A 15,228-nucleotide genomic window follows, 5' to 3' on the forward strand; every position below is an offset into this window, starting at 1 on the left:
GATTTTATTGTAAATAGTGGGATTTATCAATTTATGGGATGGAATTGATAAATGAGGAACCTACTAAATGGAATTTTATAAATTATAGGAAAATTTGTCGAAGCAGAATGTAAGAGTTTGATAAAAAAACGCCATACTATTTAGTATGACGTTCCAGACTAATTCCAAATATTCACAATCTTTATTGAAGCTAATGGACGATAACTTACGCTTCGTTACTCGGCGCCTTGACTGTGTTTTCTATTCTTTCGGAAATCAATTTAGTAACGACTCATTTTTTATAAAATTTGTATCATATTAGGGAAAATGTTAGTTTATTTAGTCACATACTTCTTCCTGTACTCATTTTCTAACATACTCATAATAATAAGGTCGTAATAACGGCGATGACTAAATAAATATTCTCTTAAAACACCTTCTTTTTTAAATCCAAGTTTTTCATACACATAAATCCCACGTTCATTGTGATCGTATACCCTGGGTTCAATTCGATGTAAATTAAGTTTGCTAAAGCCGTAATCTAGCATTAATCGCATCGCTTCGGTTTCATAACCTTATTAGCATATTGAATATCAAAAACACTAATACGGATATTTGCATTGCGATTATAAATTTTATTTAAGACAACTTTGCCAATTGGTTCATTATCTTCTTAACGAACGATCACAAAATCAACTCTTGTTTCATCACCATCCATAATTTTTTCTACATATTTTTTCACTAGCGTTGCATTAATTAAAAATGGCAATTCAAAATACTAGAAATATTCAACATTTATCGGTTTAGGCAACAAAAAATCCTTTACAATGGAGAGGTCAGGTGGTTCCTGTCCAAATCCAATAGTAAAGGATTACCGTTATGGACAAGAATACACTACTTTCATCATTTGGTAAATGGGTTTCACCCATAAATATTCAAAGGCTTTCAAAACAAGTTGAACATCTTAAACAGGATTACTATACAAAGAAATTAACGACAGAAGCGTATATCAAGCTTTTACTGTTTGCCCAGTTGCACGAATTGGAAAGTCTACATGCTATCAGTGATGCTTTACTTGATGAGGATCTCCAGAAAACACTTGGATTTGAATCGATTAGTGCGTCGCAGTTATCTCGAAAAACGAATGACCTAAAACCAGAAATCCTTTCTACTTTGTTTTTGGATCTTGTTACTAAGATTCAAGGACATCACCATCAAAGTAAAAGGAATATGCCACTCAAAATCATTGATTCGAGTACACTCCCACTCAATTTAACGAATTACAAGTGGGCAAAATTCCGTAAAACAAAAGCAGGCGTGAAGCTTCATTTACGGCTCGTTTTCATGGATCAGGACACAGTTTACCCCGAAAAGGCAACCATCACAGTAGCGAAAGAACATGATAGAAATCAATTGGAAGTTCTCGTCGATGACAAAGAAGCCATGTATGTGTTTGACCGTGGATACGTCGACTATGAACGTTTTGACCGCATGACTGACGACGGATATTTTTTTGTTTCAAGACTAAAGAAGAATGCTGTTATTCGTGAGGTAGAATCCTTTTCTCTGCCTGATGACTGTACTGTTTTATCGGACAAAATGGTTTACATCGGAACGACTCAAAGCCGGGCAGAGAACCTTTTTCGCCTCCTTGAAGTGGAGGATACCAAAGGGAACATCCTTCGTTTAATCACAAACCGATTTGATCTGGATGTGGAAGAAATTAGCGAAATCTATCGATCACGTTGGGCCATAGAGCTATTCTTCAAATGGCTGAAACAAGTGTAGCGATCAAACATTTTTATGGTATGAGCGAAACAGCGATACAAAATCAAATTTACCTGGCACTCATTACCTACTGTTTGCATGTACTCATCCAGCTGGAGACGAAAAGCAAGAAAACATTGCTTCGAATCAGTCATTGGTTAAAGGCAGCCATATGGAAGCCTGCATACATTTGGCTCCGTCGTTTCGAAAAAAAAACAAGCACCTAGCTATTAACTGTCGTTGTCCCTTTGTCCGATTGTATATTTTTACCAAGTGGACAGTACCACCTTTATTCAAGGCTTTACCTTTTTGGTCCTTTTCCAGAAGAATATAATTACAGAATGTTCAAACGACTTTTATGCAACGCTAGTGATCTTTTTTATTGATTTCTTTTTTTGTAAATGGTCTAGTATTTCCAGTAAACGAATTAGTTTCCTTATCAAATACAGCTTTATATAATAATTCTTTATCCTTTCCGTTTCATAAGGTCTTAAATATATTTTGCTTCCTTCAATCGATTTCATTTGTTAAATGGCTTTCCTCATTAAAGATTATTTTTCTATAAAAGAATTCTTTACGCTTACGAGCATTCCTTTAGTAAAGTTAAAATAGCATATTTTACTGATGTCTACACATATATGCTTCTTTTTGTTCAGCTATTTTTTGATGAAAAATAAATGCCTCCTGTTGACGAATCCAACGTTCTAATCTCGTTTTTGCGAAATCAAATTCAACGTTAAAAGTTTGGGCAATGACTTCAATTCCTTCATTTTTTCTTTTAGGAAGCTTTATCTTTTCTAGCATAAATGTAGGGACACAGAATTGGTAGGCGAAGTTGCTTGCTTTCCATTCTTGATACGTTCTAAAGTAATGCGGCATCCGCAGTTGATAACCTGTATGAAATAAGATGTGGCATAGTTCATGAGCAAAATCCTGCCATTGCTGTTGTTTTGTTAGTTGTTCGTTTAAAAATATTCTGTATATACCGCCAATATTATTGGCTTCACTTTCCTCATCATAATAATGTATTTTGATGTTCAGGTTTTCGGCTATTTCTGTCATACTTATTTGCTCTGGTGAACTGATAGACATTGAAAAATATAAATCTCTTACAAAGTCTTCAAGAGGGGTAAAAACATATTTCATATAGTCACCTCACATAATAAAGAACGTATGTTCTATTATATTGTAAAATAAATCCCTATCAATTAAAAGATAGGGTTTCAAATAAGTGACTAAAATGATTATTTATTCCTATGAATAGTTAATATTTGTCCGTCATTTATCCTGCTTTCGATTAGATTAGTTCTCTTCATTTTTAATAATTTCCCACATTTTTTTCAATTTCCGTAAATCATCTTCATCTGATTTAGGCAATTCTTTAAACCAACGTTCAAGTTCGGGGTCATTAATGATGTTTTTAAATTCTTCGTCGCTGTTCACTCGGCTGCGATTGTCAGATCTACCAAGTAAATAATCTGTACTAACATTAAAATAATCCGCTATTTTTTGAAGGGTTTCTGTATCAGGTGTCCGGTTTCCATTTTCATATCCGGAAATTGATACTTTTGTTACGTTGATCCCTTTGCCTAATTGTTCTTGGGTTAATTTTCTTTCCAATCTTAGTTCTTTTAAGCGCTCACCTAACATTTAACCCACCTCGTTTCTATATACAACAATTATAAGTTAACAAGTAGATAACTTAAAGGTTTGTTAACAAAATGGAAACTTTTTTATTAAAAAAAGTTGAAAGTTAACAAATAGTTAATTATAATAGAATTAACAACAAGTTAACTAGAAGGGAGGTAATAAGTTGATTTTACAAAAATTAAAAAAATTTCGTACGAACGAGGGACTCACTTGCCAACAAGTAGCTAATTGTGTAGGTATTTCAAAGCAATACTATTGGATGCTCGAAAATGGCAGGCGCCGGTTAAATTACGATTTAGCAGAAAAAATTGCAAAAGTGTTTAAAACAAATCCCGATCATATTTTTTTAAATAATGGGTAAACTCCAAGTAAACAAGATGATGTTAGGGGGGTGGCTAATGAATTTAAAAATGATTGTCAATGATTTTCTGGCAATTTATGAAACTGAAACAGGCGAACGAGTCGTGAATGCACAGGAATTACACGAGATGCTTTTTACTTCAACACATTATAACGATTGGTTTCACCGGAATATCATAAGTATTGGATTTATTGAAGGGAGAGACTTTTACTCGTTTTTGAGTAAAACAAATGAAATAAATGATGGGAAATCATCTCAACAATATATTTTAACTCTCGATACAGCAAAACATGTAGCAATGATTCAAAGAAATGAAATGGGGATGAAAATAAGACAATATTTTATTGATTTTGAGAAAAAGTTAACACCGATGTCAATTGAAGATCTTATCATTATGCAAGCGAAATCTGTAAAGGAAGTAAAAGAACGTCAAAGCCTTCTGGAACAGCAAAATAAGGTGCTCCTAGAAAAACAAATGACTTTACAACATAGGGTTGATCATATCGATAAAATCGATACGATCGGCGATTTACAACAGAGGTTAAACAAAATGATTCAAAAATATGCAGTGCAAAATGGTGTGTCTTTTCCACAAGGATGGAAAGATTTTAGAAACGCGTTTAATACAGCATTTAGAACAAATTTACAACGGCGTGTCGAAAACTACAAACTGAAACATCGTCTGAAGCAATTATCTATGCCACAGTACCTTTCCTTAGTTAATCGGCTTGAAGATGCGATTAGGGTGGCGGATAAAATGTTAAATTCGGCAAATACAAAATTGAGGTATAAAAAACTAGAGCATTAGACGACTATTCAGACATTAAAGCCCAGTGGTAATATGTCAAGCACTAAAAGTCGGTGGATTGGAAATTAATATTGGATTTCATTGAAAAGTGCTTAAAAAAGAGTATAACAAATAAACCTCACACTATTTTCAGTTTTTTTACCAATCACCTCCAGTAGGTAAGTTAATCAAGAACGTTCAGACCTGGGTGCCCACGGGAATCATCGATGTCTTCCTCGTCATCAGCACTCAAAGAAAAGAAGTCCATCATGAGCGCTACACTCACTTCTTTTACGGCGGCGCAACCAGTGGTTAGACCTTCAATAATGAACCATGGGTAGCAGGCTTATTAAGCAGTACATCGCGAGATGTCCGCAAGGGGGAAAAGCAATATCCTGATACGATCCTGTCGGGTTCCATTGTCCCATGAGCAGGTCTAAAACGCTATAAAAAAATGACGGGGTAAAACGCTGGAGCATCCTCCATTCTCCGCCATTTCACGATATTCAGTTAAAAGGTATTTCAAAGAAGCAGTAGGGAACTATCCCCCTGCGAAATAACAACAATATGTAAATCTATTATTGATAGTTTGACTTTACCTCGGCTTCCCCACCAGAGGGGTGAAACAAGGGTAAAACAAAAACATTTATTGATGGGAAAGCCGAGAGGCTAACCTTTAAAAAAACCTATAGGAATCTAGAGTGAATTGTAGAGGATCCGGATCAAATGGAAATTCTTCTAGAAAGAGCTCTTACTACTACTATACGAGGGGGATTGAAGATGAGTAAACTTTTACTCGATGATAAACCAATAATCGTACTCCCAATTCTTGCTAAAAAAATTGGTTTAAATGAAGCAATCGTTCTTCAGCAGCTGCATTATTGGATAAAATCAAGTTCACACTTCTATGAAAATCGTCATTGGGTCTACAACACGTATGAAGGGTGGCAAAAACAATTCCCTTTCTGGTCTATTAGCACAATTAGGAGGGCATTTTCTAAATTAGAGAAACGAGGTTTTTTAGAAACGGGAAACTTTAATAAATCTTCAATCGATAAAACTAAATGGTATTCAATCAATTATGACATGTTAGAGGGAGTGAACAAATGTTCTGTTCAAAATGAACAATCGTCTGAACAAAATGAACATTCGCATGATCAAAATGAGCAGGTTGTCTGTTCAAAGCGGACTAATAACATGCTCAAAGTGAACAGACCAATACCAGAGAAAACAACAGAGAATCCAGCTGAGATAACGAAAGTTGATAAGGCAGATGCTCGTAAGCAAGAAAATCCGTTTGCTTTCTTTGAAGAAAATGGCTTCGGCATGATTGGGCGCTACTTATCGGAAAAAATAAGCAATTGGTGTGACGATCTGACAGAAGAATTAGTTTTGGAAGCTATGAAAATAGCGGTCGAACAAGGAAAGATGAAATGGAATTACGTTGAAGCTATTTTAAAGGATTGGACTAGTAAAAATATAAAAACAGTACAACAAGTTAAGACGACACAAAAAGCATATAAAAACAAAACTCAAATACGGAAAAGAGCAACCCCATTACGGCGTGAACAGCTTCCTAAATGGTTTATTCAAGAACAAACTGAACAAGCTCAAGAGCAAGATGTTAGTGATAACGAATTTGAAGAGCAGAAGCGAAAACTTGCTACAATGCTAAAAAAATATCAGAAATAGTGAAAAAACGGAGGTAAAAAGATGGAAACTTTAAATATTAATTTAACAGCTGTAGACCGTACCGCGACTAAAAAAGCAGTTTCTTCCGCATTGGAAAAATATCGAATTTTATTGCTTACACAAAATGAAGAAAGTCAACCAAAAATTACACAAACTTTTTCGTTAGTTCCTCCTGTACAGTCTAATGAATTTTATTCTTCCACTGAAAGTACGGCGATTAAAAATGTTGATCAAGAAAAACAACGGAGCGAGTATTTAGCACGTATTAGCAAGGCTGTTAATCGTTTAAGTTATTGGGAACGAGCCATTATTATTCAGCGTTATATGCAGCTTGAAGAAGTGTATGATTACGAAATTTACAATGAATTAGGAATGAGCGAGCGTAAGTATTATCGCCTTAAAAGTAGAGCGTTTTTTAAACTTGCACTTGCTTTAAACATAGAAGTCTATACAAATTCTATTTAGAATGACAGAGAAAGGACAGTGTGTTGGCAGAAAAGGGGACGAGCATAATGAACTGATCGTGTTAATCTGATATTGTCCACCACTAATCAAGACGACCGTTAAAGAGAGCTGATCTTATATCGAGATCAGCTTATTTATGTGTAAAAGGAAAATAGATGATGTAATTGTAAAGTGACAGAGAAAGGACAGTGTGTTGGCAGAAAAGGGGACGAGCATAATGAACTGATCGTGTTAATATGATATTGTCCACCACTAATCAAGACGACCGTTAAAGAGAGCTGATCTTATATCGAGATCAGCTTATTTATGTTAAAAGGAAAATAGATGATGTAATTGTAAAGTGACAGAGAAAGGACAGTGTGTTGGCAGAAAAGAGGACGAGCATAATGAACTGATCGTGTTAATCTGATATTGTCCACCACTAATCAAGACGACCGTTAAAGAGAGCTGATCTTATATCGAGATCAGCTTATTTATGTGTAAAAGGAAAATAGATGATGTAATTGTAGAATGACAGAGAAAGGACAGTGTGTTGGCAGAAAAGGGGACGAGCATAATGAACTGATCGTGTTAATCTGATATTGTCCACCACTAATCAAGACGACCGTTAAAGAGAGCTGATCTTATATCGAGATCAGCTTATTTATGTGTAAAAGGAAAATAGATGATGTAATTGTAGAGTGACAGAGAACCTTTTATGAAGTTCGGTTTTAAAAAGTTCTAAGTCAAAAAATAAAAGGTCTTTCATAGCGCTGAGGATCAACTCGAACAGAAAAATAAGTAAGTTGCATTTTATCGCCGCTAGTACACAAAAAGTTGGGAGGGTGAAATATAGTTGGAACGCTTTTTAATGTCGGTTGAAAAAACAATTGCTTCTATTACTGGTGCTTTGTTAATTCCCATTTTTGAGTTTTTATATGGCGAAGGGGATGTAGTTATTTATACAATGGCTGCCTTATTATTCTTTGTTGTGATGGATTGGATATCTGGCACGAGAGCATCGAAAAAAGATGATACGTATTTAAGCAAGTATGGAATTGATGGTATTTTTCGAACCTTCTTTATTTTATTACTTCCTGCTGGAGGCCATTTGTTAGATATGATTGTTGGATCGCCGGGAGTCATGTTTGGGCTATTATCATTCGGGATTATTTATCATTTAATTCAATCTATGACGGCAAATGCAATCCGGGCTGGATGGGGACAATGGGTTCCTGATTGGTTTTTAACAAAATTAACTGAATGGGTAAAAGCAGAGATTGAAAATAAGATGCGTCGGGCTGAAAAAAGAAAAGAAGATTTAAAGTAAATATAATAGGGATTGTTCAAAAATATCTGAATCTTTAATTACTTAGTCCTTTTGAACAGGCACTATTAGTAGTTTAGGTCATTGTTTTGCTAGATCGATAAGACTGAATAAGTGCTTGATTGTAGTTCTAAGGAGGTGATTTTATGTAAGTGGCGGATTTAGTTTAAATGTTGCAGTAAAATGTAGAAGGCTATGGTGCAAGTGAAAAATCTAAACAATTATGAGGTGATATGAATGGTAAAAATATTTATTGATCCAGGTCACGGCGGTAATGATCCAGGTGCAGTTGGAAATGGATTACAAGAAAAGAACTTAACTTTACAAATTTCTACAAAAAATTCGTGATATTTTAGTAAATGAATATAATAATGTTTATGTAAACATGAGTCGTACAGGCGATCAAACTTTATCGCTAAAACAACGTACAGATGCAGCAAACGCTTGGGGCGCTGACTTTTTATTATCTGTCCACATTAATGCGGGTGGAGGAACAGGATATGAAGATTATGTGTATCCAAATGTTGGGGCACCAACGACAACTTATCAACGAGCAATTCATGAAGAAGTGCTGAAGCAAGTTGATTTTAGAGATCGCGGCATGAAGCAAGCAAACTTCCATATGCTTCGTGAATCAAGAATGCCTGCTGTATTAACAGAAAATGGGTTTATCGACAATGCAACAGATGCATCTAAATTAAAGGACAGCACTTTTATTAGCCGCATCGCTCGTGGACATGCTCTAGGTATCGCACGTGCATTTGGTTTAACACGTAAATAAAAGTGATCGTTTTTAGAAGTTAAAGGTACAAGCAAATAGTCGTAAAAATGAATAAAAATAAATTAAAATAACTTATGAGGTGATATGAATGGTAAAAATATTTATTGATCCAGGTCATGGCGGTACAGATCCAGGTGCAGTTGGAAATGGATTACAAGAAAAGAATTTAACTTTACAAATTTCTACAAAAATTCGTGATATTTTAGTAAATGAATATAATAATGTTTATGTAAACATGAGTCGTACAGGCGATCAAACTTTATCGCTAAAACAACGTACAGATGCAGCAAACGCTTGGGGCGCTGACTTTTTATTATCTGTCCACATTAATGCGGGTGGAGGAACAGGATATGAAGATTATGTGTATCCAAATGTTGGGGCACCAACGACAACTTATCAACGAGCAATTCATGAAGAAGTGCTGAAGCAAGTTGATTTTAGAGATCGCGGCATGAAGCAAAGCAAACTTCCATATGCTTCGTGAATCAAGAATGCCTGCTGTATTAACGGAAAATGGGTTTATCGACAATGCAACAGATGCATCTAAATTAAAGGACAGCACTTTTATTAGCCGCATCGCTCGTGGACATGCTCTAGGTATTGCACGTGCGTTTGGCTTAACACGTAAAAGTGGCGGAGGCGGCACGACACTTTATAAAGTTCAAATCGGTGCATTCTCGCAAAAATCAAATGCTGATGCATTAGCAGCTGAAGCAAAACTAAAAGGATTTGATGCTATTGTCATTTTAGATAACGGTTTATACAAGGTTCAAATTGGTGCATTTTCTGAGAAAAGCAATGCTGAAGCTTTAGCAGAAAAAGCAAGAGCAGCTGGATTTAACGTTTATATCGTTGTTGAGTAATTCATTTTTGCCCTTCCTAAATCAATTGGGAAGGGCTTATTATAAATGCATTTAGTAAAAAAGATCAAAGTGTGTATACACGATGAAAGAGATGCAGGTAAATAACCTAACATCTCTTTTGTTGCCTAGCTTATGATCAATAATATCCTTGGTAGCTATGCTGTTGCCATGGTCCCCAATGCTGCTGTTGATATTGATGACCACCATGGTGCCAATGCCAAGGGCTATGCGGGTAATGGTGGTGATGGTGACCATGATGATGACCGTAATGATGACCATGATGCCAAGTCCCGTAAGGATAACCGGAGTAGCCTCCTCCATACTGTCTTGTTTCTAACATATTTCCATAAGGCATACCTTTCACCTACTCTTTTTTTAATATCAGTATACTTTATGATTTACAGCCTATTATGAGCTTATCCTTACCGAAAAATAGGCATAAGCGGAGTGAACAAATCCACTAGCTTTCATCCACTTCATCGTATGAAAGTGTCGTAACGCTTGTATAATTATTTTGCTTAATTTCTTGTTTACTCGCCTTTTCATTTAACTCCTCATCGTCATTCATCCCAGGTGCAATCGTTGGAGTGTTTTCTTGTATTTGTTTCTTTTTTGACATTTTGTATTTCTCCTTCCAATTAGCTTAACTTTATTTTTCCCTGTTTTTAAATTTTTACTTATAAAAAATGAAAAAGCGTTCAATCGAGTTTACCGATTTGAACGCTTTTCCGATGAGATATGATCTATACATTTTGTTATTTAATATCTGTTAAGTCATTATTTAATGACAGGTAAAATCCGTATCTCTTTTTCCATTGCAGATTTGCATAAAGGGCATAATGGATTTTCTTCAAAAGTATATGCTTCTCTCATCCAGCCTTTACACTCTTCATTTGTACAGGACCAAACAGCTGTTTCTACTTCAGGAATCGGTTCTTTTGGACCTCTATAATTACCGATGATAAGGACCTCCCTTTTAGGTACTATTACTATTATAGCTCATTTTACAAAATAATTAAACTCTTCATAAATATATGGTGACTTATCATGATGAATACCTGGGATAATGATCTCTACTTTATAACAATAAAAGGACAAGAATGAAATATTATTTTAACAAAGTGTGAATTTTGTTGAAACTTAAATTCTTTTGCTTATAATAAAAGTACGGGAATATTCATGTAAGCGTTATCATTTAATTGTTATATGGTATTCCCTTATATCTCGGAGGTGTTGCGATGAAATATTGAGACACGACCTTAATAAGAAAAATTTTTATAAGGATGATTAACATGTTTGAAAAACTAACAACGGAAAAACGAAATAGTCGTACAAAAAACTTAGATATGATGACAACGAAAGAGATTTTAACCGTTATGAATCAAGAAGATAAAACTGTTCCTTTAGCAATTGAAGAAGAACTTGCTGCAATTGAAAATGCGGTGGAAACTGTCATTAAATCATTTGAAAATGAAGGAAGATTAATTTATGTAGGGGCAGGAACGAGTGGCAGGTTAGGAATATTAGATGCAGTTGAATGTACACCTACTTTTGGAAGTCCGCCTGAAATGATTCAGGCCTTTATTGCTGGCGGATCAAAAGCAATTATCAAAGCAGTGGAAGGTGCAGAAGACGATAACGAGCTTGGGATGCTGGATGTGAAAGCACTTTCTTTAACGGAAAATGATACGGTTATCGGTATTGCTGCCAGTGGACGAACGCCATATGTAATTGGAGCTTTACAGTACGCAAATAAGCAAGGAGCAAACACAATTAGTATTAGTTGTAATAAAAATTCGGAAATTGGTAAAATTTCTAATATTAAAATTGAGGTTGAGACTGGACCTGAAGTATTAACTGGATCAACACGCTTAAAAGCGGGAACCGCGCAAAAGCTTATTTTAAATATGATTTCGACTGCTGCAATGATTGGCATCGGTAAAGTATATGAAAATTTAATGGTTGATGTACAAGCAACAAATATGAAATTAATTGAACGTTCAAAGCGAATTATTATTGAGGCAACTGGTGTTGACTATGAAACTGCAGAAATATTTTACTTAAAAGCTAATAACAATGTCAAAGCAGCTATTGTCATGATTTTACTAAATTGTTCTTATGAAGAAGCGAGAGAAAGGCTAAACAAAGCAAATGGATTTGTCAGAAAAGCAATTTACTAGCATAAGAGGGGGATAGTCTTATGAAAAAAGAACAGCGTATTGCCCAAGAGATATTATTATATGTTGGTGGAAAGGATAATATTAAGCGCCTTTCGCATTGTATGACTCGTGTACGACTCGACTTAATAAAGAGCGGAAATGTAGATGTTAAGCAGCTTAAAAATATTGAAGGCGTAATGGGTGTAATCGAAGATGAAACTTTGCAAATCGTTGTCGGACCTGGAACGGTAAACAAAGTGACGGAGGAATTAAGTAAACTTACTAGCTTAAATATTGGGGAAGAAAAGGCGGATCATGAAGAGTCATTAAATGAACAGGCTAGTATGAAGAAAGCGGAAATTAATCAGAAAAATAATACTCCTTTCAAAAATTTTTTAAGAAGAATTGGTAACATCTTTATTCCATTAATTCCTGGGTTAGTTGCTTCAGGTCTTATAAACGGTGCAGCAAACTTTGCAAAAAATGCCGGTGTCAGCGAAGAAAATACTTTAATGCAATTACTTCTCTTTATGGGTAGTGGGATTTTTACATTTTTATGGCTATTAGTTGGTTGGAATACAGCTAAGGAGTTTGGGGGAACACCTGTGTTAGGGGCAATTGCCGCTACGTTCATTTTCAGTCCTGCCTTAGAGGGAATTTCTATTTACGGTGAACAATTAACACCTGGAAGAGGAGGATTGTTTGGTGTTATTTTTGCCGCATGGTTAATGACATTTATTGAAAAGCGTGTTCGAAAAATTGTTCCTAGTTCTGTAGATATTATTATTACTCCATTGATTACTGTATTAATTGTCGGAGTATTGACTCTTTATGCTGTTCAGCCTGTTGCAGGTATTTTATCGGATGGAATTACGAATGGAATTAACTTTATATTAGATATAGGCGGTGCTATTGCAGGTGCGGTCTTAGCAGGCTTTTTCCTGCCGCTCGTAATGGTCGGATTACACCATGGGTTAACGCCGATCCATATGGAACTTATTAATACAATTGATAATACGCCGTTATTGCCGATCCTCGCTATGGCGGGTGCAGGGCAAGTCGGAGCGGCAATTGCTATTTTCGTGAAAACAAAAAACAAGCGATTACGTAATAATATAAAAGGTGGTTTGCCTGTTGGTTTTCTTGGGATCGGTGAACCGCTATTATATGGGGTTACGCTGCCACTTGGCAGGCCGTTTATAACTGCTTGTATGGGTGCAGCTGTTGGCGGTGCTTTTCAGGCTGTAATGAAAACCGCCTCAGAAGGAATTGGTGTTTCAGGACTATCCCTTATCCCGTTAATTGCTGATAATAAATATTTATTATATTTATTTGGACTCATTATTTCTTATAGTTTTGGTTTTCTTTTTACGTTTTTATTTGGTTTTAAAGAAGAAATGGCAAAAAATATTTAAAAAGGGAGCAAGCCTCCCTTTTTATCGTTTAGCGCGCCCAGCAGGCCGTTAATTGCTAGTTGGTGAAAGTCCAACCTGAGTAAGTGCCAAGACGCTCAGTAGCTGACAGGCAACTGGTAGAGAAATCCTAAGGTTGAAGCCCTGTGACAAAGTAATTCATTCGTGAGTGCGAGCAACCTAGCAGGTCGTAACATGAAGTGAATCCTGCCGCCTCGTCAATTACAACCCTCGTTGAGGACAAAGGGAAGTTGAGCCTGGTGAACATGGGCGAAAACCATGGAAGGTGTGAGGAACTTGGAATTCAGCACTGAAGAATCCCTCGGGGTAAGGGGAACGACATGTTAGGAAAGTAGTTAACGGAACTGGGGATACCCTCCTCGGTCACTTCTAAAGAAGTAACACAGAAACCTATAAGCATGAAGCGAAGTGGTGGATGGACTGAGAGGGAGTCGGAGGGGGTCATAGTACCAATGATGACAATGCCAACACAACGTTGTCTAGGGAAGGACGGCAAAAGCCAATACCCTGCTTCGTTCATATATTCAAGGAGGTAAGAGTCAGTGAATGCCAAGAAAATGGCTAACTACACCAATTATGCAAAAGCTCAAGAACTCTGGAAAACATTATACCTTTGTGCCAAGGAAAGCAAGACACGCCGGTTTCATGCCTTATATGATAAGATTTATCGACCTGATATCTTGTGGGAAGCATGGCAAAGAGTAAGAAGAAATCGAGGGAGTAGTGGAGTAGATTCTCAGACTATGGAAAATATTGAGATCTATGGGGAGGATAGATTTCTTAATGAGATTTATCTTGAACTGAAGGAAAATCGATATCATCCACAACCAGTTTTACGTACTTACATCCCTAAAGATGATGGAAAGAAACGTCCATTAGGAATCCCAACCATCAAGGACAGGGTTGTACAAATGGCAACCAAGCTAGTCATAGAACCTATCTTTGAAGCTGACTTTAAAGATTGTTCTTATGGTTTCCGTCCCAAAAGGAATGCGCATCAAGCCATAGCGAAAATCAGGAAAGAGAGCAAGAAAAGCTATTGGGTATTAGACGTCGATATCCAAGGTTATTTTGATAACATCAACCATGATAAATTGATGAAACTTGTAGAACAGCGAATTAGTGACCGCAAAGTGCTGAAATTGATTCGCAAATGGCTACAAGCAGGAATCATGGAAGAAGGAAAAGTGAGGAATTCTGTCTTGGGGGCCCCTCAAGGCGGTGTGATTTCACCATTACTTTCGAACATATATTTAGATGTGATGGATTCCCTCTGGGAAAAGAAATTCAGCCATCTAGGTTCTCTTATTCGTTATGCGGATGACTTTGTCATTTTGTGCAGGACAAAACAGCAAGCGCTAGAAGGTATACGAGTCATCCAAGCAATTATGGGAAAACTTGACCTCTCACTACATAAGGAGAAATCAAGACTCGTCAACATCTGGGATGACAGTGACGGATTTGATTTTCTGGGATTCCATCATCGAAAATTCCCCATTCGTAAAAAGGGTGGTCGAACATTCTTAATCATGAACCATGTCCCGAGTAAGAAGGCTATGAAGAAGATGCGAAAGAAAATCAAGGATTTTACGGAACCACGACATAAACTATTTATGGACATAAAAGAATTGGTGAAGGGACTGAACCGAAGGTTACAAGGATTCAAGAATTACTACCAACTTTCTCCAATGTCCAAGAGGTGGTTGAATCGCATTGACTGGTATGTGTTACAACGTTTAAATCTTTTTCATAACAAGAAAAGAAATAAACGACATAAACATGCCTATCTTCAAGATACAGTAAATAAAGTCCAATTCATATTGGTGAAATTAGCGAATTAAATCCGTAAAGCCAAAGGAAGAAGAACGTCGGAAAGCCGTATGAGGGAAAACTTCACGTACGGTTTGATGAGGGGGAGCAGGAAAAGGAATTGCCCTCTTGTCTGGCTTAGTAAGGTGGAACACCCTGAACCCCGAGGACAAAGA

General features: G+C 36.3%; 14 protein-coding genes and 3 pseudogenes. 11 read left to right on the forward strand and 6 right to left on the reverse strand.

Translation table 11 applies throughout. The annotated features are described in order from the left end of the window. Positions 1–314 precede the first annotated feature (314 nt). Positions 315–536 (reverse strand): GNAT family N-acetyltransferase, encoded by a 222-nt coding sequence (locus tag K6959_RS04405; protein ID WP_163240496.1) that lies wholly within the window; start codon positions 534–536, stop codon positions 315–317. Between the two features lie 322 nt (positions 537–858). Here K6959_RS04405 and K6959_RS04410 point away from each other — a divergent pair. Continuing rightward, positions 859–1,973 (forward strand): annotated as a pseudogene (locus K6959_RS04410) (IS4 family transposase). A 391-nt stretch (positions 1,974–2,364) separates the two neighbouring features. On the opposite strand, the gene K6959_RS04415 reads toward K6959_RS04410, so the two are convergent. Both K6959_RS04415 and K6959_RS04420 read right to left on the reverse strand, forming a co-directional pair. Next, positions 2,365–2,892: an ImmA/IrrE family metallo-endopeptidase gene (locus tag K6959_RS04415; protein WP_163240492.1), complete on the reverse strand. Its 528-nt coding sequence runs from the start codon at positions 2,890–2,892 to the stop codon at positions 2,365–2,367. A 156-nt stretch (positions 2,893–3,048) separates the two neighbouring features. After that, complete coding sequence (locus K6959_RS04420) at positions 3,049–3,396, reverse strand: helix-turn-helix domain-containing protein (RefSeq protein WP_163240490.1); 348 nt, start codon at positions 3,394–3,396, stop codon at positions 3,049–3,051. 163 nt (positions 3,397–3,559) lie between these two features. Here K6959_RS04420 and K6959_RS04425 point away from each other — a divergent pair, with 163 nt between their 5' ends. The 7 genes and pseudogenes from K6959_RS04425 (at position 3,560) to K6959_RS04455 (ending at position 9,651) form a co-directional block, all read left to right on the forward strand. Continuing rightward, positions 3,560–3,757, forward strand: coding sequence for a helix-turn-helix transcriptional regulator (locus K6959_RS04425; protein ID WP_316252521.1), 198 nt, complete (start codon positions 3,560–3,562; stop codon positions 3,755–3,757). Between the two features lie 37 nt (positions 3,758–3,794). After that, complete coding sequence (locus tag K6959_RS04430) at positions 3,795–4,565, forward strand: antA/AntB antirepressor family protein (RefSeq protein ID WP_246234548.1); 771 nt, start codon at positions 3,795–3,797, stop codon at positions 4,563–4,565. Positions 4,566–5,324: 759 nt separating this feature from the next. After that, positions 5,325–6,236, forward strand: coding sequence for a DnaD domain-containing protein (locus K6959_RS04435; protein ID WP_163243567.1), 912 nt, complete (start codon positions 5,325–5,327; stop codon positions 6,234–6,236). Positions 6,237–6,257: 21 nt separating this feature from the next. Continuing rightward, complete coding sequence (locus K6959_RS04440; protein ID WP_163243568.1) at positions 6,258–6,701, forward strand: ArpU family phage packaging/lysis transcriptional regulator; 444 nt, start codon at positions 6,258–6,260, stop codon at positions 6,699–6,701. Between the two features lie 835 nt (positions 6,702–7,536). Next, the gene (locus K6959_RS04445) at positions 7,537–8,010 is read left to right on the forward strand and encodes a phage holin family protein (protein WP_262421893.1); all 474 of its coding nucleotides are present in this window, start codon (positions 7,537–7,539) and stop codon (positions 8,008–8,010) included. Between the two features lie 234 nt (positions 8,011–8,244). Then, positions 8,245–8,785 (forward strand): annotated as a pseudogene (locus tag K6959_RS04450) (N-acetylmuramoyl-L-alanine amidase family protein); the annotation flags it as partial. 91 nt (positions 8,786–8,876) lie between these two features. Continuing rightward, a pseudogene (locus K6959_RS04455) lies at positions 8,877–9,651 on the forward strand (N-acetylmuramoyl-L-alanine amidase). A gap of 136 nt (positions 9,652–9,787) precedes the next feature. Here K6959_RS04455 and K6959_RS04460 read toward each other — a convergent pair. From K6959_RS04460 to K6959_RS04470, 3 genes are all read right to left on the reverse strand, one after another. Then, the gene (locus tag K6959_RS04460) at positions 9,788–10,006 is read right to left on the reverse strand and encodes a hypothetical protein (protein ID WP_163243540.1); all 219 of its coding nucleotides are present in this window, start codon (positions 10,004–10,006) and stop codon (positions 9,788–9,790) included. Positions 10,007–10,111: 105 nt separating this feature from the next. Further along, the gene (locus tag K6959_RS04465; RefSeq protein WP_163243541.1) at positions 10,112–10,270 is read right to left on the reverse strand and encodes a hypothetical protein; all 159 of its coding nucleotides are present in this window, start codon (positions 10,268–10,270) and stop codon (positions 10,112–10,114) included. A gap of 158 nt (positions 10,271–10,428) precedes the next feature. Further along, on the reverse strand, positions 10,429–10,611 hold the full coding sequence (locus K6959_RS04470; protein ID WP_163243544.1) for a cold-shock protein: 183 nt from the start codon (positions 10,609–10,611) through the stop codon (positions 10,429–10,431). Between the two features lie 332 nt (positions 10,612–10,943). Between K6959_RS04470 and murQ the strand changes: the two genes are divergently transcribed. The 3 genes from murQ to ltrA all read left to right on the forward strand — a co-directional run bounded on the left by murQ (position 10,944) and on the right by ltrA (position 15,084). Then, complete coding sequence (murQ, locus tag K6959_RS04475; RefSeq protein ID WP_163243542.1) at positions 10,944–11,831, forward strand: N-acetylmuramic acid 6-phosphate etherase; 888 nt, start codon at positions 10,944–10,946, stop codon at positions 11,829–11,831. Positions 11,832–11,851: 20 nt separating this feature from the next. After that, positions 11,852–13,225 carry a PTS transporter subunit EIIC gene (locus K6959_RS04480; protein WP_163243543.1) on the forward strand — a complete coding sequence of 458 codons (1,374 nt, stop codon included), beginning with the start codon at positions 11,852–11,854 and terminating at the stop codon, positions 13,223–13,225. A 560-nt stretch (positions 13,226–13,785) separates the two neighbouring features. Continuing rightward, positions 13,786–15,084 (forward strand): group II intron reverse transcriptase/maturase, encoded by a 1,299-nt coding sequence (gene ltrA, locus K6959_RS04485; RefSeq protein WP_163238799.1) that lies wholly within the window; start codon positions 13,786–13,788, stop codon positions 15,082–15,084. Positions 15,085–15,228: the final 144 nt, after the last annotated feature.

This window comes from Bacillus aquiflavi, from assembly GCF_019915265.1.
Classification (GTDB): domain Bacteria; phylum Bacillota; class Bacilli; order Bacillales; family Cytobacillaceae; genus Bacillus_BT; species Bacillus_BT aquiflavi.